Here is a 20,750-nt window from a genome sequence, read left to right on the forward strand (position 1 = left end):
CCCGCCCCCGGCCCCCCCCCCGCCGCGCCCTCGGGGGCTGCCGCCCCCCCCCCGGGGGGCCCCCCCCCGGGGGCCCCCCCCCCCCCGCGGGGGGGCCCCCCCCCCCCCCGCCGCGTGGGCGGGGACCGGTCAGGCGTCCGGCGCACGCCGGTCGGTGACCAGCTCCATCCGGGCGCCCTCCAGCGCGCGGACGAGTCCGCCGCCGGTCGGGGAACCGGCGTCGGTGAAACCGTCCAGAAGGGTCGTCAGCTCGGACACCCGGCCGGGGTCCGGAAGGCCGAGGGTCACCGCGGGATCGCCCTCATGGAGGTCTCCCCGTACATCGACCAGTCGCACCACGACGTCGTCGCGCTGGAAGATGGTGCTGCACAGGACCGGGCTGCGCGGATCCCTGGCCGCCGCCTCGTCGCGCTCGGCGAGCAACTGGGCGAGCCGCATGCCGCAGCCCGGACGGGCCGGGTACGACAGCGCGTGCCGCTGCGCCAGGTCCCGCTCCTCCCCCGCCGTCACGTGGTGGACGGCGGGCAGCGCCGCCCGCGTGTAGAACACCCGGGCGGACTCCGGGTCGCCGAGGTCCCGGTCCTGCTCCAGGTACGGATTGATGGCCTCCTCGACGGCCCGCACCTCGGGCTGCTCGGCCACGTGCCGCAGGGCCGCGAGCAGGTCGCCGCGCACCTCGATGGCCCGCACCACGCGGTTGCCGTGCAGGAACAGGGACGTGCGGCACAGGCGCGTGGTGTCGTCGACCCGCGGCTCGGGAGAGGCGTAGTCGGCGAGGATCTTGCCGACCGCCTCCTCGCTGCCCGGCTTCACCGTGAAGGTGAGCGCGTGCCGGATGACGCCGTCGCCGACGCGGGGCGCGGCCTGCAGTCCGCCCCGGTCGGGATCGGCGCCGGTCGACGGGTGGCCGGTCTCGCGGACCACGTGGAAGCGGAGCGACCGGGTGTCGCGCACGCAGCTGTGCAGCGGCTTGACCATCCGCACGTGCTCTTCGCTGCTCACCCAGTTCAGGAACGGCGGCGCGCTCTCCCACTCGCTGGTGATCAGCCACTGGGAGGGGTTCTCGATGGACTGGCACAGCTGCTCGCCGATGTGCCCGGGGACGGACTCGACGTGGCTGCGCAGGTTCTCGTACGTCTCGAGGAACTGCTGCTGGGCTCCGTCGTAGACCTCCACCAGCAGGACGACCCGCAGCCGGGAGCCGTCGAACACGGACTGGGAGACCTGGTGCGACAGCTGTCGCGTCAGCGGTTCGGAAGCGATCGGTTCGGGAGCAGGGGTGGACGTGGTGGTCATCCTGCGCACATCTCCTTCGCGGGGGCGGAACTGAACGTCGGCCGCGGTGATGCGACGCCGGCTTGCCTCGATCCTGTGCCGGGCCCCGACGGCGCGCGACTCGTGTGCGTTGCGCGGGTGACCGGCACGGTGCCTCAGGCGAGATGCGCGAAGACGACCAGGTTGTCCGTGTAGTCCTTGACCTTGTGGTCGTAGTCGCCCGCGCAGGTGATCAGTCGCACCTCGGGCCGGTCGGCGTCGCCGTAGACGCGGTCGCTCGGGAACTCGTCCTTGGCGAAGGTCTCCAGGCTGTCGACCACGAAGGTCGCCTTGCGCCCGTCCGCGCGCCGGACCTGGAACTTGTCGCCCTTGTCGAGCTGGTCGAGGCGGGCGAAGACGGCGGCCGACGTCTTGGTGTCCACGTGTCCGGCGATGATCGAGGTGCCCTTCTCGCCGGGCGAGGCGCCTTTGGCGTACCAGCCGACGAGGTTGGTGTCGCCGGCCGGCGGCGGCTGGAGCTGCCCCTTGTCGCCGATGGCGAGGTCGGTGAAGGGGGCGTCGACGGAGATCTCCGGGATCAGCAGGCGCACCGGTTTCGAGCGGGGCAGGGCGGAGTCGGCCGCGCCGGTCGCGGGCGGGGCGGACGAGGCGGTGGTGCCGGGGTGCGCGGGCAGCGGGGGGCGGGAGGAGTCGGCGGACGTGTCGTTGCCGCCGACCAGGCTCACCGCCAGGATCAGCAGGGCCACGGCGCACAGCACCATCAGGCCGGAGCGGGAGCCCTGACCGGTCGTCGTCTCGTCGTCGGCCGGGGCGGGTGCGGAAGGGGGGACTGACATCGGGGACGACCTCACTGGGACACGGCGGCGGGACGGACACGAGGTGCGGAGGGGGCGAGCCGGGCCGCCCCGTGGTTCCTGGGTGGCGGCCCGGCTGCTATGGCGCCCGGCACGGCTTACGCCACTCCGTGAGCCGACTTCTTGCGTCGGACGGCGTACAGGCCGGTCGCGGCGACGGCCAGGACGGCGAGCCCGCCCGCGGTCGTGGTGGGCGTGGCCAGTCCGCCACCGCCGGTGTGCATGCCGCCGCGCGGCTTCTCGTGCTCGCCGCCGCCCCTGGAGCTCTCGCCCTCGTCCTGCTGGTAGGTCTGCGAGCCGCCCTCCTTGGACTCGCGGCCGCCGCCGTCCCAGTCGCCCTCGTTCACCGCGGCCAGCGCACCGCCGCCGGTGTGCATGCCGCCACGCGGCTCGTCGTGCTTGCTTCCGTTGTCGTGCTCCTTGCCGGAGGACGCGTCCTCGTGGTCCCAGTCGCCCTCGCTCACCGCGGCCAGCGCGCCACCGCCGGTGTGCATGCCGCCACGCGGCTCGTCGTGCTTGCTTCCGTTGTCGTGCTCCTTGCTGTAGGAAGAGTCGTCGTGGTCCCAGTCGCCGCCGGCCGCCGCGTAGGCGCCGGGAGCACCGAGGACGAAGACGGCCGAGGCCGCCGCCGTGGTCAGGAGCATCCGAGCAGAACGCATCTGTGGTTCCTTCCGTCACGGCCGGGCAGCTGGTGCTTCGTCAGCTGAGGTGACCCGGCCCCGACGTGAATCACCGTCAGCCAGCCGTCCGTCTCGCACCACTCAAGGCGCTCAGCCGGGTGAACACGCCGCCCGTTCGGGTGCCGGGCCCGCTTCCCGCCGGGCCGCGAACTGGTCCGGGCCGCGGTGGAGTTGGGCCGGTCCGGACGGGGTGTCACTCCGCGACGACCTGTCACCCCCCGCCTGCGCACGCCCGGGGCCCGCTACTCCTCCGGGTCCACATGGGTCGGGTCCTGCACCTCGGCCTCCTGGCGCAGGGAGCCGGGAGCGGCCCGGTCGGGGGTGGCCTCGCTCTGCCCGGACTGGGGCGGCGGGGGCGGCTCGGTGTCGCCGGGCGCGCCCATGCCTGCGGCGGGCAGGCGCAGGGCGAGCAGGGCGACGTCGTCCCCGCGGGGCGCGATGCGCGCCAGCAGTTCGTCGCAGAAGTCGTCGACGCTCCACCTGTCCGCCCGCCGGGCCAGTACGCCGGCATGGTGGCGGAGCTGGTCCATGCCCACGTCGATGGGACGGTCGCGGCTCTCGACCAGGCCGTCGGTGTAGAGCAGGAGGATGCTCTCCGGCGGGAGTTCCTCGCGCGTGTCCGGCCAGTTCAGGCCGAGGCGCAGGGTGGCGCTCATGCCGATGAGCGGCCCGTGGCCGCCCTCCAGGAAACGCGTCGTGCCGTCCCGGGTGACCAGCAGGGGCGGCGGGTGGCCGGCGTTCACCCAGTGCAGCCGCCAGGGGCCGCCCTCGGCCCCTTCGACGCGGGCGAAGACGAGGGTGGCCATGGGCGCGTCGCTGGTGTTGGTCACGGCCTCGTCCAGACGGCGCATGATCACGCTGGGCGGCTCCTGGTGGTCCCAGGCCAGGGCGCGCAGCATGTTGCGGACCTCGGCCATGTGGGCGGCGGCCTGCAGATCGTGTCCGACGACGTCCCCGATCACCAGGGCCATCACGCCGTCGCCGAGGAGGAAGGCGTCGTACCAGTCGCCGCCGACCTCCATGGCGCTCTCGGCGGGCCAGTAGCGGGCGGCCATCCTCAGGTGGTCGACCTGCGGAAGCGGGGTCAGGAGCTGGCGCTGCATGGTCTCGGCGACGTTCTGCTGCTCGTGGTAGAGCCGGGCGTTGTCCAGAACCAGTCCCACGCGGCGGCCGATGTCCGCCAGCAGGGCGACCTCGGCCTGGGTGTGGGCGGGGCTCTCCCCGGCGCGGCCCACCGTCAGAATGCCGTAGGACCGCTGGCGGGTGCGCAGGGGGATGGCGACGGCCGCGTGGCCGCCGAGCCGTTCGAACAGCACCCGGTGGGTGGCGGCGAGCGGGTGCTCCGGGTCGCGGAACAGGTCGTCGGCCTTCAGCAGGACGGGCCGGTCGCCCTTGATGAGCAGGGTGAGCGCGGCGCGGGCCTGGTCCGGCAGCGAGGTCATGGGCCCGCGCAGGGGTCTGGCCCGGTCCGGCCGCGTGCTGCTGCGTACCGCCACCCGTTCGAGCAGGTCCGACTGGCCCGGGTAGACGTCGACCGCCGCCCACTGGCCCAGTTCCGGCACCAGCAGCCGCACGAGCCGGCGGAGGGTGGTGGAGGTGCGCTCGGTGGGGACCAGCACGGTGGAGATCTCGGCGACCAGGTGCAGCTGGGCGGTGAGTGCCTCCAGGGCGGTGGTCCGCGCCTCGGTCTCCTCGGCGGCGCTGCGGTGCAGGCTGAAGTCGTGGAAGACGAGCACCAGCCCCTCCTGCCGTCCGTCGCGGACGAGGGGGGTGGTGGCCCAGATGATGGGGACCGTGGTGCCGTCGGACCGCTGGAAGAACTCGTCGCTGCCCTCCTCGGCGGGTACCCCGTGCAGCGGGCGGCGCAGCGCGCACCGCTCGCGCGGCACGGTGCTGCCGTCGGCGTGCCGGTGCAGGAGGTCGTGTGCGTCGTGCCCGAGCATCTCCTGCTCCGACCGTCCCAGCAGCTGCTCGGCCCAGGGGTTGACCGAGGTGATCCGGGCGGTGGGGCCGAGGGTGAGGACGCCGGCGCCAAGAGCGCGCAGGACGGCGCGGGAGAAGTCGGGCTCCACGGGCTCCTGCACGCCGTGCGCCCCGTCCGCCGCGCCGTGCGTCTCGTCCGCCGCGCCGTGCCCTGGTTCCTCGCCGTCCTGGTGGCCCGCCCAGCGTGATGTCACGACCCTCACAGCCTTCCGATGCCGTCCATCCCGCCAGGTTCCCCAGGGGGCGGTGATGAACCGCTCCGCACGGCCGAGGGGGACGGTCGCGGGTGCGTAATCCGGTCGCTCGGCCGGGCCCGCGTCCCGTACGTTCACGTGATGTCCGAACTTCGAACCGATCGTCTCGTGCTCCGCGACTGGCGGGCGTCCGACCTGGACCCGTGGGCGGCGATGAACGCCGACCCGGTGGTCCGCGAGTACTTCCCCGAGGTCCTGACCCGGGCCCAGAGCGAGGCGTCCGTGACCGGCTTCCAGGCCGACCTCGACCGGCGGGGGTGGGGCTGGTGGGCGGTGGAGATCGCCGCCACCGGCGAGTTCATCGGCTTCGCCGGGCTCGATCCCGTGGAGGACGGCATGCCGTTCACCGGGGTGGAGGCGGGCTGGCGCCTGGCCCGTGCGGCCTGGGGGCACGGCTATGCCACCGAGGCCGGGCGGGCCGCGGTGACCCACGCCTTCGAGGAACTCGGGCTGCCGGAGGTCCTCGCGGTGACCGCGGCCGGCAACCTGCGCTCGCGGGCGGTGATGGACCGCCTGGGCATGACCTACGACCCGGCCGACGACTTCGACGACCCGGAGATCCCCGAGGGCCCCCTGCGCCGCTCCGTCGTGTACCGCCTCCGGTCCCGGGACCACCGGCCCGGCGCGCTGTAGCGGGGGGCGGGCGGTGAACGGCGTCGTGCCGCCGCCGCGCGGGACGGGGCCGCCACCGCGCACGGCCGGTGGCGCGTCACGGCCAGTCTCCGCCGGCGCAGGCAGCCGTCGCTCCCCCCGGGGGGCGGTCGCCGCGCACGGGGTGCGCTTCCCGGATGGGTCAGGCCGGATGGGTCAGGCCGCGTGGGTCAGGCCGGGTGGCCGAGGGTGGCGGTGCCGCTCAGATCGTCGGCGAGTCCGACTGCGGCCCTCGTGCGCTTGCCGACCGGTTCCCGGTGCACCTCGAAGCTCTCGCAGACCGCCATGACGATCTCCAGCCCGTGCCGGCCGACCCGGCCGGGGTCCGCGGGCCCGGGCACGGGCAGCACCGGTTCGCTGTCCCACACCGTGACCTCCACCCGGTCCTCCGCCAGTTCGAGATCGACCAGCGAGGGGCCCGGCGCGTATTTGCAGGCGTTCGTCAGCAGCTCGCTGACCACCAGTTGCACCACTTCCACCGCGCGGTCGGACACCGGGGCACCCTGCGCCGCGCGCACGCGTGCCAGAAACCGCCGGGCCAGTTCCCGGCCCCTGGCGATGTCGCCGGGCATGCCCTGGTACTCCGCCGAAACCTTGACCGACCCGTCTCCGCGCCGGTCCCCCGTGTGGGCAGCCCCGTCCATCCGATCCGCCCTCTTCCTGAGCCTTGACCGTTACGCCGACCCGTCTACCCCCGAATACGGGAAACATCACCCGCCCCACGGAGTCGTGCGGCGCGCAGGCGTCAGGCGTCCGTCGGACGCAGGACCAGGCAGAGGAAACCCAGGCAGTCCCGATAGCCCCGCAGCCACCCGTCACGGTGGGCGGTGGCCGTCTCCAGTGCCTGCCCGCGGTCGGGGTCGGCGGGGTGGTCCAGGGCCCACGCGGCCAGTGTCCCGGTCCAGGCCCACTCGTAGTCGTCGAGTTCCCGGCGGGTGCTGATGTGACCGCCCACGGGCGTCCAGCCGTCCGCGACGACCCGGTCCACGGTGGTCGGCAGATCCTCCAGGTCACCGAGCGTGTCGACGGCCTCGGGCGACGGCTCGCGTTCCCAGAAACCGTCGCCGACCAGGACACGTCCGCCGGACGCCAGGTGCTCGCGTGCGGCGGCGAGGGTGGCGGACAGGCCGCCGAACGCGTGCGTGGAGCCGACGCAGAGGACCAGGTCGAAGCGGTGCGGGGCGGCGAACCGCGCGGCGTTCCCATGGTGCAGCGTCAGACGGTCCGCCACCCCGAGCCGGGCCGCGGCCTCGCGGGCGTGGTCGAGCGCGCTCGCGGAGACGTCGACGCCCTCGGCCGTGAGACGCGGATGCTCGGCGAGGGCCCGCAGCAGCCACTCGGCGCCGCCGCAGCCCAGGTCGAGGACGCGCGCACCGTCGCCCGGGACCGCGCGGGCGAGGAGCCGGCGTACCGAGTCGTCGTCGAGCGGTGCCGCGATCGGATGGTCGGCATGGGCGAGTCGGGAGATCTGTTGACGGTCCACCGGCGGAGCCTCCCACGGCGGCGCGGACGGCGCACCCGGTTTCCGGGCCGTCCGGCCCGGCACGTGTGCGGCCGGAGGCCGGATTCCGGCACCGCCCGACTCGGCGGATTCGGGGGCTGGCCGGCGTCGCGCGGGTGGCCGATCCTGTTGACCACGTCGTCGAGCCGGGTGGCCGCCGGGGCCGCACGGCCGGAGTGGGGGTGGCCACGTGGTGCAGGGCGAAGGGATCTCGGCGCGGAAGGCCGACCGGGGACGGACCGGGCCTGCGTGCCCGGTCGACCGGACGGCCGACGGGACCTGGCAGGTGCACGATTTCGCCGTCGCGCGGGCGCTGCTGCGCGGTCCCGGCACCGTGCAGGCCGGTCTCGGCATCGAGACGGTGGAGAAGCTCCCGCCGCGGGTCCGCCGGCCCGTGCTCTACCGGGACGGCCCCGAGCACCGGGAGCACCGCAGGCAGACCGCCCGCTACTTCACTCCCCGCCGGGTGGACGAGCACTACCGCGAGCCGATGGTCCGGATCGCCGAGGAGCAGCTGGCCGTCCTGCGCGCGGCCGGCGAGGCCCCGCTGTCCGACCTCGCCTTCGGGCTGGCCGTCGGCGTGGTGAGCGAGGTCGTCGGGCTTCGGTACAGCAGGCCCGGCATCCGCCGCAGGCTGGAGCGGTTCTTCCCTCAGGAGTTCGGCGAGCCGGGACTGACCAGTGTCCGGGGCCTGTACTGGCTGGTGCGGCAGAACACCAACTGGCTGCGCATCCACCTGGCCGACGTGCGCCCCGCCGTCCGCGCGCACCGCCGCCGCGAGCACGACGACCTGATCTCCCACCTGATCGCGGAGGGCTGCTCGGACGTCGAGATCCTCGGCGAGTGCCTGACCTTCGCCGCGGCGGGCATGGTCACCACGCGCGAGTTCGTGTGCCTGGCCGCCTGGCACCTGTTCTCGGACGCGGAACTGCTCGGCCACTACCGGTCGGCGGACGAGCCCGGGCGTCTGGCCGTGCTCCAGGAGCTGCTGCGGCTGGAGCCCGTGATCGGGAGCCTGCGCAGGCGGGCGACCGAGCCGGTGGAGCTGTCCGGCCCCGACGGGCCGGTGACGGTGCGCCCCGGCGAGTACGTCGAGGTCCATCTGGACGACGCCAACGCGGACCCGAGGGCAGTGGGCGAGGACCCGCTGCTCGTCCGCCCGGAGCGCGCCGGGGCGGTCGGCGCGGGGCTCTCCTTCGGCGACGGGCCGCACCGGTGCCCCGGGGCGCACATCGCCCTGCTGGAGACCGACGTGTTCCTCAGCCGCCTGTTCGCCCTCGACGGCGTCCGGATGAGCGGTGCGCCGCGCGTCGCCTTCCGGGAGGCCATCGACGGTTACGAGATCCGCGGGCTGACCGTGGCACTGCCCCGGGCCGGCCGCGGCTGACCGGCCCGGGGACCGACGTACGGCGTCGGGGCCGCGGTGTCAGCCGCCCAGGGCGCCGAGGACGACGAGTTTGGCCTCGTCCTGCACCTGGCGGAGGTGGTCCGCGCCGAGGAAGGACTCGCCGTAGATCTTGTAGACGTCCTCGGTGCCGGAGGGGCGGGCCGCGAACCAGGCGTTCTCGGTGGTCACCTTGATGCCGCCGATGGCGGCACCGTTGCCGGGTGCCTCGGTGAGGACGGCGGTGACCGGCTCCCCGGCGAGGGTGTCGGCGGTGACCTGGGCCGGGGACAGTCTGGCCAGGCGGGCCTTCTCCTCGCGGGTGGCGGGGGCGTCGATGCGGGCGTAGGCGGGGTCGCCGAACCGGGCGGTGAGCGCGGCGTAGTGCTCGGAGGGTGTCTTCCCGGTGACGGCGGTGATCTCGGAGGCGAGCAGCGCGAGGATGATGCCGTCCTTGTCGGTGGTCCACACGGAGCCGTCCCGGCGCAGGAACGACGCCCCGGCGGACTCCTCGCCGCCGAAGCCGAGGGAGCCGTCGACCAGTCCGTCCACGAACCACTTGAAGCCCACGGGCACTTCGACCAGGCGGCGGCCGAGGTCGGCGGCGACCCGGTCGATCATGCCGGAGGACACCAGCGTCTTGCCGATGCCCGCGTCGGCCGGCCAGTCGGTGCGATGGGCGTAGAGGTAGGCGATCGCGGTCACGAGGTAGTGGTTGGGGTTCATCAGACCGCCGTCGGGGGTGACGATGCCGTGGCGGTCGGCGTCGGCGTCGTTGCCCGTGGCGATGGTGAAGCGGTCGCGCTGCTCGATGAGGGAGGCCATCGCGTACGGCGAGGAGCAGTCCATGCGGATCTTGCCGTCCCAGTCGAGCGTCATGAACCGCCAGGTCGGGTCGGCGAGCGGGTTGACCACCGTCAGGTCGAGGCGGTGCTGCTCGGCGATCCGGCCCCAGTAGGCGACGGAGGCGCCGCCCAGCGGGTCCGCGCCGATGCGTACGCCGGCCGAGCGGATCGCGTCGAGGTCCAGGACGCTGGGCAGGTCGCGGACGTAGGCGTCGAGGAAGTCGTGGCGGCCGGTGCCGGGGGCGGCGAGCGCCCGCGCGTACGGGATGCGCCGTACGTCCTTCAGTCCGGCCGCGATGATCTCGTTGGCCCGGTCCTGGATCCAGGAGGTGGCGTCCGAGCCCGCGGGGCCGCCGTTCGGCGGGTTGTACTTGAAGCCGCCGTCGGCGGGCGGGTTGTGCGAGGGGGTGACGACCACGCCGTCGGCGAGGCCCGAGGTGCGGCCCCGGTTGTGGGTGAGGATGGCGTGGGAGACCGCCGGGGTGGGGGTGTAGCCGTCCGCGCTGTCGACGAGGACGGTCACGTCGTTGGCGGCGAACACCTCCAGTGCGGTGACCCTCGCGGGCTCGGACAGGGCGTGGGTGTCGGCGCCCAGGAAGAGCGGGCCGTCGGTGCCCTGTGCCGAGCGGTACTCGCAGATGGCCTGGCTGGTGGCGGCGATGTGGTCGTCGTTGAACGCCGCCGCCAGCGACGAGCCCCGGTGCCCGGACGTGCCGAAGGCCACGCGCTGGGCGGGTTCGCCGGGGTCCGGGTGCAGGGCGTAGTACGCCGTCACCAGCCGGGCGACGTCGATCAGGTCCTCGGGGCCGGCCGGCTTCCCGGCTCGGTCGTGCTGCATGCGCCCACTCCTCCGCGTAGGTCGGGACTTCGCTCGCGGGTCCCATCTTCCCTTGTCCGCGGAGTGGTGCCGTGCGTGGTGCCGTGCGTGCGGTCCGGTGTCAGATACGGCCGCCGGTGAGGCGGGTGAGGGGCCCGTGCGCGTGTCGTCCGGCGCGGCGGCCCACCGCGTAGGAGGCGGCGCTCACGGCGGTGAGGCCGGCGCCCACGCCGACGGCGACGAGCTTGCGCTGGGCGACCACCGTCCACGCCGTCTTCGCCGTGGCCGCGACCTGTTCCGAGGTGGTGACGACGGCCTGCCGGCCGGCCGCGACGCTCTTGGCCGCCGTCTGCACCGCACCGTTGGCGGCGTCGACGGAACGCTGGGCACCGGCCCTGGCCGTCGTGGCGGCGTCACTCGCCTTGCCCGCGGCGGCCTGTCCCGCCCGTGCGGCGGGCGCGGTCGCCTTCTCGGCTGCGCCGCGCGCCTTGGACTGGGCGGTCCGCGTGCTGGTGGGCTTCTTGTTCGTGTCCTTGTTCGGATCGCTCATGGACACCGCCTTGCCCCTCACCGCGGTGGCAAACACGAACGCCCCTTGCGGACGCCCAACGGGATGGCGGCGTCAGGGTCCTGACGCGCCGAAGGGCGAGCGCGGTCTCGTTCGCGGCGGAGCCGGTTCAGCTCGACAGCGGCCGGTTCCCGTGCGGCCGGCTCCGGGCGTGCAGGGCGCGTGAGAGCGCGCTCAGGCTGATGTCGACGACGGTGCGGAGCTGCTTCTGGCTCGCGCCGGTCCTGCTCATCACGGCCAGCGACTGGTTGACCGCCGTCATGTGAACCGCGAAGTCGTCGGCATCGTCCTCGGTCAACTGCGCGGCGTTCAAGGCGGTCCGCAGCCGCGCCTGCTGAAGGCCCAGAGCTTCGTTCGCGCGTGCGGCGATGGCGGGGCCGAGCACCGGTGCCGCCATCGCGGTCTGGGCGATCAGGCATCCATCAGGTACGTCGGGGTCGGCGATGCGCTCCAGGGTGATTTCGAAGAACGCCCGTACCGCCCGGAGCGGCTCCTCGGACGCCCGGGCCAGCGCCTGGTCGTACCTGCTTCCGTACCGCGCGGCATAGCGGTCCAGGCAGCGCAGGTAGAGCGAGTCCTTGTCGCCGAACGAGGAGTAGATGGAACTCCGGTTCAGTCCGGTCGTCCTGGAGAGGTCGTCGAGAGACGTGTCGGCGTATCCGGCCCGCCAGAACTGGACCATCGCCGCGTCGAGCGCGATGTCCACGTCGAACTGCTTCTTCCCGGCCATCACGCATGCACCTCGTTCTCGGACCAGTCGTCGCGGCCCTGCCCATCCTATCTTGAACCAACCAGTTCAAGATGCAGTAGGCTCAGGGCATGACCGACGACGCCACAGCCCCGAACGGCTCCTGCGATCAGAACCCGGTCCCCGGGTTGCCGCTGTACGACCTTGCGGGTTTCACCCATCGCTGGGTCGACGCAGAGGGAATCCGGCTGCACGCCGTGGAAGGCGGCCGGCCGGCCGGTCCCACCGTCGTGCTGCTCGCCGGGTTCCCGCAGACCTGGTGGGCGTGGCGAAAGGTGATGCCAGGGCTCACCGGGCGATTCCGTGTGATCGCGATCGACCTGCCGGGACAGGGCCACTCCGACCGCCCCCAGGGTGGCTACGACACGCACACCGTCGCTTCGCGTGTCCAGGCCGCGCTGACCGCGCTCGACGTGCCGAAGTACTGGCTCGTCGCCCACGACGTCGGGGCCTGGGTCGCCTTCTCGCTGGCACTGAAGTACGAAGAGCGCCTGCACGGTGTCGCTCTGCTTGACGCCGGCATCCCCGGAATCACCCTGCCGGACTCCGTCCCGACGGATCCCGACCGGGCCTGGAAGACCTGGCACTTCGCCTTCCACCTGGTGCCCGAACTGCCCGAGACCCTGCTCACCGGCCGCGAGCGTGACTACGTCGACTGGTTCTTGAAGGCCAAGACTCTGTCCCCGGACACCTTCGACGGCGCCGAGATCGACCATTACGCCGCCGCCCTCGCGGCCGAGGGAGGCCTTTCGGCGTCTCTCGCCTACTACCGCGACGCCGCGGAATCCGCACGCAGGAATCACGACGCTCTCGAACGAGGGCACCTGACCGTCCCGGTCCTGGGAATCTCCGGCTCCCACGGCTCGATCCCCGACATGGCCGCCTCCATCGGCCCGTGGGCGGAGAACGCGACCGGCGCCGTCGTCCCGCAGGCCGGACACTTCATTCCCGACGAGCAGCCCGAGGCGACCGTGAACGTGCTCACCGCGTTCATCGATCACGAGCGTGCCGAGTAGTCCGCGACGCGCCGGCCGGTCCGGTCACGGACGACGACCCGTCAGCGACCCGGGCGGGGCAACTCCCGCGGCTCGACCCGCTCCTCCACCGCGGTGTCCCCCTCGCGCACCACCACGTAGGCGCCCTTGCCCGGGACTTCGGTGACCGCCTCCACCAGTTCGGTGCCGCGGTAGACGAGGCCGACCCCGTCGTCCGTGCAGTGGGCCGTCGGGAGGGTGCCGTCGGCGACGAGGCGGTGGATGAGAGGACGGCGGCCCGGGTCGACGTCGTAGTGGACGCCGTTGCCGTAGGGCAGGAATTCCAACGCGTCGGTGACCGGGCGCAGTTCGGGACCGAAGGAGTCGGTGGCGCCGCCCCGGAACCAGCACAGGGAGCCCGCGCTCACGCCGCTGAGCACGACGCCCGCCTCCCAGGCCCTGCGCATGATCCGGTCCAGGCCGTGCACGCGCCACACGGCCAGCAGATTGGCCACCGATCCGCCCATGACCCAGACGACGTCCTGGTCGAGCACGGTCTCCTCGACGTCCTCGACGTTGGGCATGGGGAACAGGTGCAGCGGCGTCAGGTCGAACCCGGCGACCCGGGCGGCCTCCGTCATGCGGGCGGTGAAGTGCTCCGCGTCCCCTATGGCGGTGCCCACGTACAGGACGCGGGGGCGCCGGCCGTGCGCGCCCGAGAGGTCCACCGCGTGATGGACCAGGGCGTCGAAGGCCACCATGGTCCGGCCGCCCGCGCGATGCCCGCCCGAGGTGGCGAGGATGGTGGGTTCCGGTGCCGTCATGCGGTGATCCTAACGACGGCTCGACGGCGGCAGCTGGGCCGGGCTCACCTGCTCGCCCAGCACCTCGGCCATGAACTGCACGAGCCAGCGCTGGGCCGGGCTGCGCGAGGACTCGTGCCGCGCGTACAGGGCGATCTCGATGGGTTCGGTCTCGAACGGCAGCCGCACCAGGCGCACCCGGTGGGAGGCGGTGAAGACCTCGCCGACGTACTCGGGGACGATGGCCACCAGGTCGGTCTGTTCCAGCAGGTAGGGCAGCATCGAGAAGCGGGTGGCGTCCACGGCCACCCGTTCCAGCAGTCCGTGCGCGCCCAGCAGTGCCCTGGGCGTGACATGGCCGCTCGGTCCGAACACCGTCGCGTGGTGCTCCGCCGCGAGGTCCGCCGGCGTGACCGCGTCCCCGCGTACGCGCGGATGGTCGGCCGCGACCATCAGGACGTAGCGCTCGCGGAAGAGCGGGATGCGCACGGTGAGGTGCGAGGTGATCACCGGGGTGGCCACGAACGCGTCGAGGTCCCCGCGGCGCAGCTGGCCCTCGGCGTCCTCCACGTCGAAGGGGCGGACGGTGAACGACACGCCCGGCGCCCGCCTGCGCGCGGTGGCCACGAGCCTCGGCAGCAGCGTCGCCTCACCGAGGTCGGACAGGGCGATGGTGAACCGGCCCGACATGCTCCCGGCGTCGAAGAGGTCGCCCTGGCGGACCGTGCCGTCGATCTCGGCCAGCGCGCGCTGGAGCGGCAGGTACAGCCGCCGTGCGCCGGCGGTGGGGGTCAGCCCGCGTCCGTTGCGGCGGAACAGCTCGTCGTCGAAGTGCCGCCGCAGCTTGCCCAGGCTGTAGCTGACCGTGGGCTGCGTGACGTGGAGGGTCTCGGCGGTGGCCGTGACGCTGCCCGTCTCGTAGAGCAGTACGAACACACGGGCCAGGTTGAGATCGAAGGTGCCCATATCGACGAACTCTATATCGGAGTGGCGAAACATCTATTGGTGCCCATGTCGTGAGGTGCCTAGCGTGTCCCGCGTCACTTCGAAAGGAACGTCCGTGCCATCCGTGCGTCGTGTCTCCCACGAACTCCTGGAGCGCCAGGGGCTCACCACCGTCTTCGGCAATCCGGGCTCCAACGAGCTGCCCTTCCTCGCCGAGCTGCCCGACGGCTTCCGCTACGTCCTCGGTCTGCACGAGGGCGCCGTCGTCGGGATGGCGGACGGGTACGCCCAGGCGACCGGCCGCCCGGTGCTGGTCAACCTGCACGCCGCCTCCGGTTCCGGCAACGCCATGGGCGCCCTGACGAACGCCGTCGCCTCCCGTACGCCGCTCGTGGTGGTGGCCGGGCAGCAGGTGCGCCCCGCCATCGGCCCCGAGGCCAACCTGGCCAGCGTCGACGCCCCCGCCCTGATGAAACCGCTGGTCGGCTGGGCGGCGGAACCGGCCTGCGCCGGGGACGTGCCGCGTGCGCTCGCCCAGGCCGTCTTCGAGGCGCGGCTGCAACGTCGGCCGACCTACCTCTCCGTGCCGTACGACGACTGGTCGGCCGACGTCGACGACAACGCCCTGGCCGTGCTCGACCGGCGGGTGCTGCGGGCCGCGGTGCCCGGCGGCGAGCAGCGCCGGTGGCTCGTGGAGCAGGTCGCCTCGGCCCGGCGCCCCGCGCTCGTGCTGGGCGGTGACATCGACTCGGCCGGCCGCTTCGACGACGCGGTGCGGCTGGCCGAGCGGCTGGGCGGCCCGGTCTGGGCGGCGCCCTCGCAGTTCCGGCTGCCGTTCCCGAACCGGCATCCGCAGTTCCGGGGCGTGCTGCCCGCCGGGATCGCACCGGTCTCGGCGGCCTTCGAGGGCCACGACCTGGTGCTCGTGCTGGGCGCGCCGGTCTTCCGCTACCACGAGCACCTGCCCGGCCGGTACCTGCCCGAGGGCACCCGGCTGATCCAGGTGACCGAGGACGCCTCCGCCGCGGCACGGGCGCCGATGGGCGAGGCCCTGGTCGCCGACCCGGGTGCCGTCATCGACGTACTCCTGGAGTCACTGGACGCGTCCGGCGCGCCCGCGGGTGCGGGTGACTACCTGCCCGTGCCCGAGCCGCTCGCCACCGAGGGGCCGGGGCTCCATCCCGAGCAGGTCTTCGCCGCGCTGCGCGACGAGATGCCGGAGGACACCGCGTACGTCGTCGAGTCGACGTCGACCAACGCAGCGTGGTGGCGCCAGATGGACCTGCGCCGCCAGGGCTCCTACTACTTTCCGGCGGCCGGAGGACTCGGATTCGGCCTGCCGGGTGCGGTCGGGGTGGCGATGGCACAGCCCGGCCGACCGGTGGTCGGCGTGATCGGGGACGGCTCGGCCAACTACGGCATCACCGCCCTGTGGACGGCCGCGCGGCAGCGGATCCCGCTGACCGTCGTCCTGCTGCGCAACGGCACGTACGGGGCACTGCGCTGGTTCGGGGGCCTGCTCGGCGTGCCGGACGCGCCCGGCCTCGACATCCCGGGCCTCGACTTCACCCGCATCGCGGAGGGCTACGGCGTCCGCGCCCAGCACGTCGGCGGGGTGGCGGAGCTGCGCGCCGCGCTCGCCGAGACGCCGGACCACCCCCGGCTGATCCAGGTCGACACGGCGCTCACCACACCCTCCTGAACCGACTCGCAACACCACACCGAAGACCCCGACGAGAGGGAAGACGATGACACTCCTGGACAGCGCCGTCTGGGGCGGGAAGTTCTCCAGCGACGGCTGGCAGGGCTCCCCCGCCGGGCAGCCGGTGACCGAGCCCGCCACCGGTGACCGGCTCGGCACGGTGGGCCTGGCCTCGGCCGAGGACGTGAACCGCGCCGCCGCCCGGGCCGCCGAGGCCCAGCGCGCGTGGGCGGCGACCTCGCCTCAGCGGCGGGCCGCCGTGCTGCGCCGCGCGGGGGAGCTGTTCACCGAGCACGCCGCCGAGATCGAGGACTGGCTGGTGCGCGAGGCCGGCTCGGTGCGGTCCAAGGCGGCCTTCGAGGCGGGTCTGGCGATCGGCGAGTGCTTCGAGTGCGCCGGGCTGCCGACCCATCCCCAGGGCGAGGTGCTCACCTCGGAGGACGCCCGCTGGTCGCTCGCCCGGCGCCGCCCCGCCGGTGTCGTCAGCGTGATCGCGCCCTTCAACTTCCCGCTCATCCTCGGTCTGCGTTCGGTGGCCCCCGCGCTGGCGCTCGGCAACGCCGTGCTGCTGAAGCCGGATCCGCGCACCGCGGTGAGCGGCGGTGTCGTCATCGCCCGGATCTTCGAGGAGGCGGGGCTTCCGGCCGGTGTCCTGCACCTGCTGCCGGGCGACGGGTCGGTCGGCCGGGCGGTGGTGGAGGCACCCGAGGTGCGGGTGATCTCGTTCACCGGTTCCACGCCGGTCGGGCGGGCCATCGGCGAGCAGGCCGGGCGGCTGCTGAAGCGCGCGCACCTGGAGCTGGGCGGCAACAACGCGCTGGTCGTGCTGCCCGGCGCGGACGTGGCGAAGGCGGCCTCGGCGGGGGCGTTCGGCTCGTATCTGCACCAGGGGCAGATCTGCATGACGACCGGCCGGCACATCGTGCACGAGTCGCTGGTCGAGGAGTACACCGCCGCGCTCGCCGCGAAGGCCGAGGCGCTGCCGGTGGGCGACCCGGCCCGTGAGGACGTGGCGCTGGGTCCGATCATCGACCGGCGGCAGCTGGAGCGGGTGCACGGCATCGTCACCGACAGCGTCGCGGCGGGAGCCAAGGTCGCCGCGGGCGGCGAGATCGACGGCGCCGGCTACCGCGCCACCGTACTGACCGGCCTGACGACGGACATGCCGGCCTGGCGCGAGGAGATCTTCGGGCCGGTCGCGCCCGTCATCTCCTTCTCCACCACGGAGGAGGCCGCGCGGATCGTCAACGACTGCGAGTACGGGCTGTCGGTCGGCATCCTCGGCGACGTCGGTACGGCGATGAAGCTCGCCGACCGGATCGACTCCGGCAAGGTGCACATCAACGAGCAGACGGTGAGCGACGAGCCCAACGCCCCCTTCGGCGGGGTCAAGGCGTCGGGCACCGGTTCCCGGTTCGGCGGCGCCGCGGCCAACGTCGAGGCGTTCACCGAGACCCAGTGGCTCACGGTCCGCCCGGACATCGCCGACTACCCGTTCTGATCCCTCCGGTCACCCACCCGTACCGGTCCCCACCGGCCGCCCCGGCCGGTCCGGCCGGTCCGGCTCCGCTCACTCACACCCGTCCCCGGGGGGAGAGTCATCATGGCTTCCACCACCACGTCCGGCGCGCCCGCGCAGACCGGCCGCGCCGTCGGCGGCACCTGGACGGTGATCCTGTGCTGGATCACCGTCCTGCTCGAGGGCTACGACCTCGTCGTCCTCGGCGCCATCATCCCCACCCTGCTCAAGACCCACCACCTCGGCATGACCGCGGGCGACGCGACCACCATCGCGACGCTCTCGCTGGTGGGCGTCGCGATCGGCGCGGTCTGCGTCGGCCCGCTGGCCGACCGGCTGGGCCGCCGCCGCCTGCTCATCGGCTCGGTCGTGCTCTTCTCGGTCCTCACGATCGTGGTGCCGCTGGCGAACTCCGTCGCGATGTTCGCCGCACTGCGCCTCCTCGCCGGTCTGGGCCTGGGCGCCTGCATGCCGGTCTCCCTCACGATGATGTCCGAGCACATGCCGGCCAGCCGTCGGGCGCGGGCCAGCACGCTCACCATGACCGGCTACCACACCGGTGCGGTGATCACCTCGCTGCTGGCTCTCCAGGTGACCGACAACTGGGAGATCCTCTTCTACCTGCTCGGCGTCGTCGGCCTGGTGATCGCCGCGATCCAGTGGTTCAAGCTGCCGGAGTCGGCGGCCTTCGAGCGGGCCAGGCGGGACGGGGCGCGGCGGGTGCCGTTCACCGAGCTGCTCAAGCCGGCGTACCTGCGCGCGGGCATCGGCATCTGGGTCGCCTCGTTCATGGGCCTGCTGCTGGTCTACGGCCTCAACACCTGGCTGCCCAAGCTGATGAACGACGCGGGCTACCCCGTGCCGACGGCCGTGACCCAACTCCTGGTCCTCAACATCGGCGGCGTCGTCGGCCTGGTCCTCGGCGGGTACGTCGCCGACCGGCGGGGCATCAAGGGCACCACCATGGTCTGGTTCGCGGTCTCGGTGCTCATGCTGGGGTGCCTGAGCATCAAGATGGAGAGCGACCTGCTGCTCAACGTGGTCGTCTTCTTCACCGGTGTGTTCGTCTTCTCGGCCATGGTGCTGGTCTACGCCTATGTGACGCACTACTACCCGGCGTCCGTGCGCGGCACCGCGCTCGGCTCCGCGTCCGGCATCGGCCGGATCGGCTCGATCGTCGGCCCGTCGATCACCGGCGCGCTGGTCGCGTCGGGGGTGGGGCACCCGTGGGGCTTCTACTTCTTCGCCGCGGTGGCGGTCCTCGGCTTCCTGGCCGTGCTGACGCTGCCGCGCGGCGGCGGGAACGAGCCGGCCGGGTGACGCACTGAGGACATGAGAAACGGGAGCAGTGGGCCGCGCGGCCCGCTGCTCCCGTCGGTGTCCGGGGGCCTGTGTATCAGTCCTTGTCGACCTTCTGGCCGAGCACCTTGCCGTTGGCCGCGTCGACGTCGACGGTGGTCTTGTTCCAGTTGCTCTTGTCGACCACGTCGACGCTCCAGACGACCTGCTGGTCGTCGTTGTCGCCGAGTTCGACGTGGGTGACGGTGCCCTTGGCCTTGGCGGTGGCCGCCTTGACCGCCTGCTCCGGGGTCTGCTTGGCCTTGTCCAGCCACCCGGTGACCTGGGTCTTGTCGTCGGGGTCCTGGTCCGGGTCGACCATGGTGCGGAAGACCTTGCCGCTCACCGCGTCGATGTCGATGCGGTGCAGGGTGCCGTCGGACTGGGCGACCTTGGCCTCCCACTCCGGGGCGCCCTCACTGGGTGCGGGGTTCGGCATGCTGGGGCTCGCCGATCCGGTCGGCGAACCGGACGGCGACGCGGTCGCGTCGGCCTCCGTGCGCTTGAGTTCGAGGTCCACGAGTTTGCCCTCGGGGACCTCCTTGACGGCGGTGTCGGCGGCCTTGTCCCAGGTGACCTTCGTCGCCGAGACAAGCTCCTTGCGCTCGGTCTGGTCCTCGTTCATCGAGGCCGACGGGGAGCCGGAGGGGGACGCGGACGCGGTGTCGGTGGCGGAGGGGGATTCGGTCTGGGCCGCCTCCGCGACGCTGGAACGGTTCGTATCGGCGTTCGTGCAGGCCGTCAGCAGCAGGACGGAGGCGCCCAGGGCACCGGTCACGGCCAGCGAACGCAAGGGGGGAAGTCGTCGTGCAGAGCTCATGATGCTGTCCGTAACCGCTCCGTCACGCAGACACACCGGACCGGTATGAAAATCACCCTTCTGGCTTCAGCGGGCCCGCACGAACTCCACCCGGCCGCCTCCCGCGGCGGTCACGGGGCATCGGGGCAGCGTCCGGATCCCGCCGCCTTCCAGCCACTCCCGGTACGCGGTGGACTGGCGGGCGACCTCCCAGTACGCGTCCTCCAGGGCGGGGAAGACGGCGTCCAGCTCGGCCCGGGTGCGGGCGGCCAGCAGCAGGCGTACGCCGAGGGGGTCGCCGTACAGGCGCCGCACCGCCATGTCGGGGCGGGACTGGGAGCTGGGCTGGCAGACCGTGACGACCTCGCCGGTGGCGACCAGGGAGGCGGCCGTGTGGTAGTCGCCGTGCAGCACCCGGGGGTTGAGGCCGACGGCGCGCAGCATGCGGTGCACGCCGTCCCATTCGCCGTCGACGGTGGGGTCGACCATCCACCGGTCGTCGGCGAGGTCGGCGAGGCGGACGACGGGCCGGACGGCCGCGGGGTGGTCGGCGGGGAGCATGACGAACTGCGGTTCGCGCTCGACCAGGACGCGCAGCCGCAGGCCCTCGGGGATGTGCAGCGCACAGCCCTCGACCTCGTGCACGAAGGCGACGTCGAGCTGCCCGTCGGTCACCCGGCGCAGCAGCGCGTTGGCGGAGACGTCCATCTGCAGGGTCGGTTCCAGGCCCGGCCGTCTGAGCCGGCGCAGCCAGCCGGCCAGGGCCCGGCTGGCCGTGGAGCCGACCCGCAGCCTGCTGTCGCCGCCGGCCGCGGCGGCCCGGGCCTCGCGGACCAGGGTGCTCATGTCGGCCAGCAGCGGACGGGCCCGGCCGAGCACGGTGCGGCCGAGCGGGGTGGGGCGGCAGCCGGTGCGCTCCCGGGTGAACAGCGGTCCTCCCAGGGCCTGTTCGATGCGGACCAACTGGGTGCTCAACGTGGGCTGCGCGACACCCAGTTGGCGTGCCGCCCGGTGCAGGCTGCCGGCGTCGGCGATGGCGCACAGTGCGCGTAGGTGCCTCACCTCGAGCTCCATGCAGGGAGCGTAAAGCGGAACAGTTGGTTGCGCCAG

The 20,750-nt window shown here is 73.2% G+C and carries 19 protein-coding genes; 6 read left to right on the forward strand and 13 right to left on the reverse strand.

The window, feature by feature from the left end:
* Nucleotides 1-129: 129 nt before the first annotated feature.
* The 4 genes from ACFYZ3_RS34370 to ACFYZ3_RS34385 all read right to left on the reverse strand — a co-directional run bounded on the left by ACFYZ3_RS34370 (nt 130) and on the right by ACFYZ3_RS34385 (nt 4,986).
* Nucleotides 130-1,296, reverse strand: coding sequence for a SchA/CurD-like domain-containing protein (locus tag ACFYZ3_RS34370; protein WP_388526154.1), 1,167 nt, complete (start codon nt 1,294-1,296; stop codon nt 130-132).
* A gap of 134 nt (nt 1,297-1,430) precedes the next feature.
* Entirely contained in the window at nt 1,431-2,111 is a 681-nt protein-coding gene (locus tag ACFYZ3_RS34375; RefSeq protein ID WP_361008840.1) for a class F sortase, read from the reverse strand.
* Between the two features lie 116 nt (nt 2,112-2,227).
* On the reverse strand, nt 2,228-2,788 hold the full coding sequence (locus ACFYZ3_RS34380; RefSeq protein ID WP_388526157.1) for a hypothetical protein: 561 nt from the start codon (nt 2,786-2,788) through the stop codon (nt 2,228-2,230).
* A 263-nt stretch (nt 2,789-3,051) separates the two neighbouring features.
* Entirely contained in the window at nt 3,052-4,986 is a 1,935-nt protein-coding gene (locus ACFYZ3_RS34385; protein WP_388526160.1) for a SpoIIE family protein phosphatase, read from the reverse strand.
* A 141-nt stretch (nt 4,987-5,127) separates the two neighbouring features.
* Between ACFYZ3_RS34385 and ACFYZ3_RS34390 the strand changes: the two genes are divergently transcribed.
* Nucleotides 5,128-5,679 (forward strand): GNAT family N-acetyltransferase, encoded by a 552-nt coding sequence (locus tag ACFYZ3_RS34390; RefSeq protein ID WP_388526164.1) that lies wholly within the window; start codon nt 5,128-5,130, stop codon nt 5,677-5,679.
* Between the two features lie 188 nt (nt 5,680-5,867).
* Here ACFYZ3_RS34390 and ACFYZ3_RS34395 read toward each other — a convergent pair whose 3' ends face one another.
* Both ACFYZ3_RS34395 and ACFYZ3_RS34400 read right to left on the reverse strand, forming a co-directional pair.
* Entirely contained in the window at nt 5,868-6,341 is a 474-nt protein-coding gene (locus ACFYZ3_RS34395) for an ATP-binding protein (RefSeq protein WP_388526167.1), read from the reverse strand.
* 101 nt (nt 6,342-6,442) lie between these two features.
* The gene (locus tag ACFYZ3_RS34400) at nt 6,443-7,180 is read right to left on the reverse strand and encodes an SAM-dependent methyltransferase (RefSeq protein WP_388526170.1); all 738 of its coding nucleotides are present in this window, start codon (nt 7,178-7,180) and stop codon (nt 6,443-6,445) included.
* Nucleotides 7,181-7,406: 226 nt separating this feature from the next.
* Between ACFYZ3_RS34400 and ACFYZ3_RS34405 the strand changes: the two genes are divergently transcribed.
* Entirely contained in the window at nt 7,407-8,585 is a 1,179-nt protein-coding gene (locus tag ACFYZ3_RS34405; RefSeq protein WP_388526441.1) for a cytochrome P450, read from the forward strand.
* Between the two features lie 39 nt (nt 8,586-8,624).
* Here ACFYZ3_RS34405 and pgm read toward each other — a convergent pair whose 3' ends face one another.
* From pgm to ACFYZ3_RS34420, 3 genes are all read right to left on the reverse strand, one after another.
* On the reverse strand, nt 8,625-10,265 hold the full coding sequence (pgm, locus tag ACFYZ3_RS34410) for a phosphoglucomutase (alpha-D-glucose-1,6-bisphosphate-dependent) (RefSeq protein WP_388526173.1): 1,641 nt from the start codon (nt 10,263-10,265) through the stop codon (nt 8,625-8,627).
* Nucleotides 10,266-10,365: 100 nt separating this feature from the next.
* Nucleotides 10,366-10,794, reverse strand: a complete 429-nt coding sequence (locus ACFYZ3_RS34415) for a hypothetical protein (protein ID WP_388526176.1) — start codon at nt 10,792-10,794, stop codon at nt 10,366-10,368.
* A gap of 127 nt (nt 10,795-10,921) precedes the next feature.
* On the reverse strand, nt 10,922-11,542 hold the full coding sequence (locus ACFYZ3_RS34420; protein WP_388526179.1) for a TetR/AcrR family transcriptional regulator: 621 nt from the start codon (nt 11,540-11,542) through the stop codon (nt 10,922-10,924).
* Between the two features lie 89 nt (nt 11,543-11,631).
* Here ACFYZ3_RS34420 and ACFYZ3_RS34425 point away from each other — a divergent pair, with 89 nt between their 5' ends.
* Nucleotides 11,632-12,576, forward strand: a complete 945-nt coding sequence (locus ACFYZ3_RS34425; protein ID WP_388526182.1) for an alpha/beta fold hydrolase — start codon at nt 11,632-11,634, stop codon at nt 12,574-12,576.
* 41 nt (nt 12,577-12,617) lie between these two features.
* Here ACFYZ3_RS34425 and ACFYZ3_RS34430 read toward each other — a convergent pair whose 3' ends face one another.
* A complete protein-coding gene (locus tag ACFYZ3_RS34430; RefSeq protein ID WP_388526185.1) occupies nt 12,618-13,358 on the reverse strand; it encodes a Type 1 glutamine amidotransferase-like domain-containing protein in 741 nt (246 codons plus the stop codon).
* Nucleotides 13,359-13,367: 9 nt separating this feature from the next.
* Nucleotides 13,368-14,303, reverse strand: a complete 936-nt coding sequence (locus ACFYZ3_RS34435; protein ID WP_388526188.1) for a LysR substrate-binding domain-containing protein — start codon at nt 14,301-14,303, stop codon at nt 13,368-13,370.
* A 94-nt stretch (nt 14,304-14,397) separates the two neighbouring features.
* Here ACFYZ3_RS34435 and mdlC point away from each other — a divergent pair, with 94 nt between their 5' ends.
* The 3 genes from mdlC to ACFYZ3_RS34450 all read left to right on the forward strand — a co-directional run bounded on the left by mdlC (nt 14,398) and on the right by ACFYZ3_RS34450 (nt 18,823).
* Complete coding sequence (mdlC, locus tag ACFYZ3_RS34440; RefSeq protein ID WP_388526191.1) at nt 14,398-15,984, forward strand: benzoylformate decarboxylase; 1,587 nt, start codon at nt 14,398-14,400, stop codon at nt 15,982-15,984.
* A gap of 46 nt (nt 15,985-16,030) precedes the next feature.
* Entirely contained in the window at nt 16,031-17,485 is a 1,455-nt protein-coding gene (locus tag ACFYZ3_RS34445; RefSeq protein ID WP_388526194.1) for a benzaldehyde dehydrogenase, read from the forward strand.
* A 102-nt stretch (nt 17,486-17,587) separates the two neighbouring features.
* The gene (locus ACFYZ3_RS34450) at nt 17,588-18,823 is read left to right on the forward strand and encodes an MFS transporter (RefSeq protein WP_388526197.1); all 1,236 of its coding nucleotides are present in this window, start codon (nt 17,588-17,590) and stop codon (nt 18,821-18,823) included.
* A gap of 76 nt (nt 18,824-18,899) precedes the next feature.
* Here the strand turns inward: ACFYZ3_RS34450 and ACFYZ3_RS34455 are convergent, their stop codons facing one another.
* Complete coding sequence (locus ACFYZ3_RS34455; protein WP_388526199.1) at nt 18,900-19,661, reverse strand: PepSY domain-containing protein; 762 nt, start codon at nt 19,659-19,661, stop codon at nt 18,900-18,902.
* A 66-nt stretch (nt 19,662-19,727) separates the two neighbouring features.
* Nucleotides 19,728-20,714, reverse strand: coding sequence for a LysR family transcriptional regulator (locus ACFYZ3_RS34460; RefSeq protein WP_361008808.1), 987 nt, complete (start codon nt 20,712-20,714; stop codon nt 19,728-19,730).
* Nucleotides 20,715-20,750: the final 36 nt, after the last annotated feature.

It is taken from the genome of Streptomyces sp. NPDC001599, assembly GCF_042893535.1.
Taxonomy (GTDB): domain Bacteria; phylum Actinomycetota; class Actinomycetes; order Streptomycetales; family Streptomycetaceae; genus Streptomyces.

Coding starts and splice junctions, on each gene's coding strand:
- ACFYZ3_RS34390 (WP_388526164.1), top strand. CDS start 5,128: ATGTCCGAACTTCGAACCGATCGTCTCGTGCTCCGCGACTGGCGGGCG.
- ACFYZ3_RS34445 (WP_388526194.1), top strand. CDS start 16,031: ATGACACTCCTGGACAGCGCCGTCTGGGGCGGGAAGTTCTCCAGCGAC.
- ACFYZ3_RS34415 (WP_388526176.1), bottom strand. CDS start 10,794: ATGAGCGATCCGAACAAGGACACGAACAAGAAGCCCACCAGCACGCGG.
- ACFYZ3_RS34375 (WP_361008840.1), bottom strand. CDS start 2,111: ATGTCAGTCCCCCCTTCCGCACCCGCCCCGGCCGACGACGAGACGACG.
- ACFYZ3_RS34370 (WP_388526154.1), bottom strand. CDS start 1,296: ATGACCACCACGTCCACCCCTGCTCCCGAACCGATCGCTTCCGAACCG.
- ACFYZ3_RS34460 (WP_361008808.1), bottom strand. CDS start 20,714: ATGGAGCTCGAGGTGAGGCACCTACGCGCACTGTGCGCCATCGCCGAC.
- ACFYZ3_RS34450 (WP_388526197.1), top strand. CDS start 17,588: ATGGCTTCCACCACCACGTCCGGCGCGCCCGCGCAGACCGGCCGCGCC.
- ACFYZ3_RS34395 (WP_388526167.1), bottom strand. CDS start 6,341: ATGGACGGGGCTGCCCACACGGGGGACCGGCGCGGAGACGGGTCGGTC.
- ACFYZ3_RS34435 (WP_388526188.1), bottom strand. CDS start 14,303: ATGGGCACCTTCGATCTCAACCTGGCCCGTGTGTTCGTACTGCTCTAC.
- ACFYZ3_RS34420 (WP_388526179.1), bottom strand. CDS start 11,542: ATGGCCGGGAAGAAGCAGTTCGACGTGGACATCGCGCTCGACGCGGCG.
- ACFYZ3_RS34425 (WP_388526182.1), top strand. CDS start 11,632: ATGACCGACGACGCCACAGCCCCGAACGGCTCCTGCGATCAGAACCCG.
- ACFYZ3_RS34380 (WP_388526157.1), bottom strand. CDS start 2,788: ATGCGTTCTGCTCGGATGCTCCTGACCACGGCGGCGGCCTCGGCCGTC.
- ACFYZ3_RS34430 (WP_388526185.1), bottom strand. CDS start 13,358: ATGACGGCACCGGAACCCACCATCCTCGCCACCTCGGGCGGGCATCGC.
- pgm (WP_388526173.1), bottom strand. CDS start 10,265: ATGCAGCACGACCGAGCCGGGAAGCCGGCCGGCCCCGAGGACCTGATC.
- ACFYZ3_RS34455 (WP_388526199.1), bottom strand. CDS start 19,661: ATGAGCTCTGCACGACGACTTCCCCCCTTGCGTTCGCTGGCCGTGACC.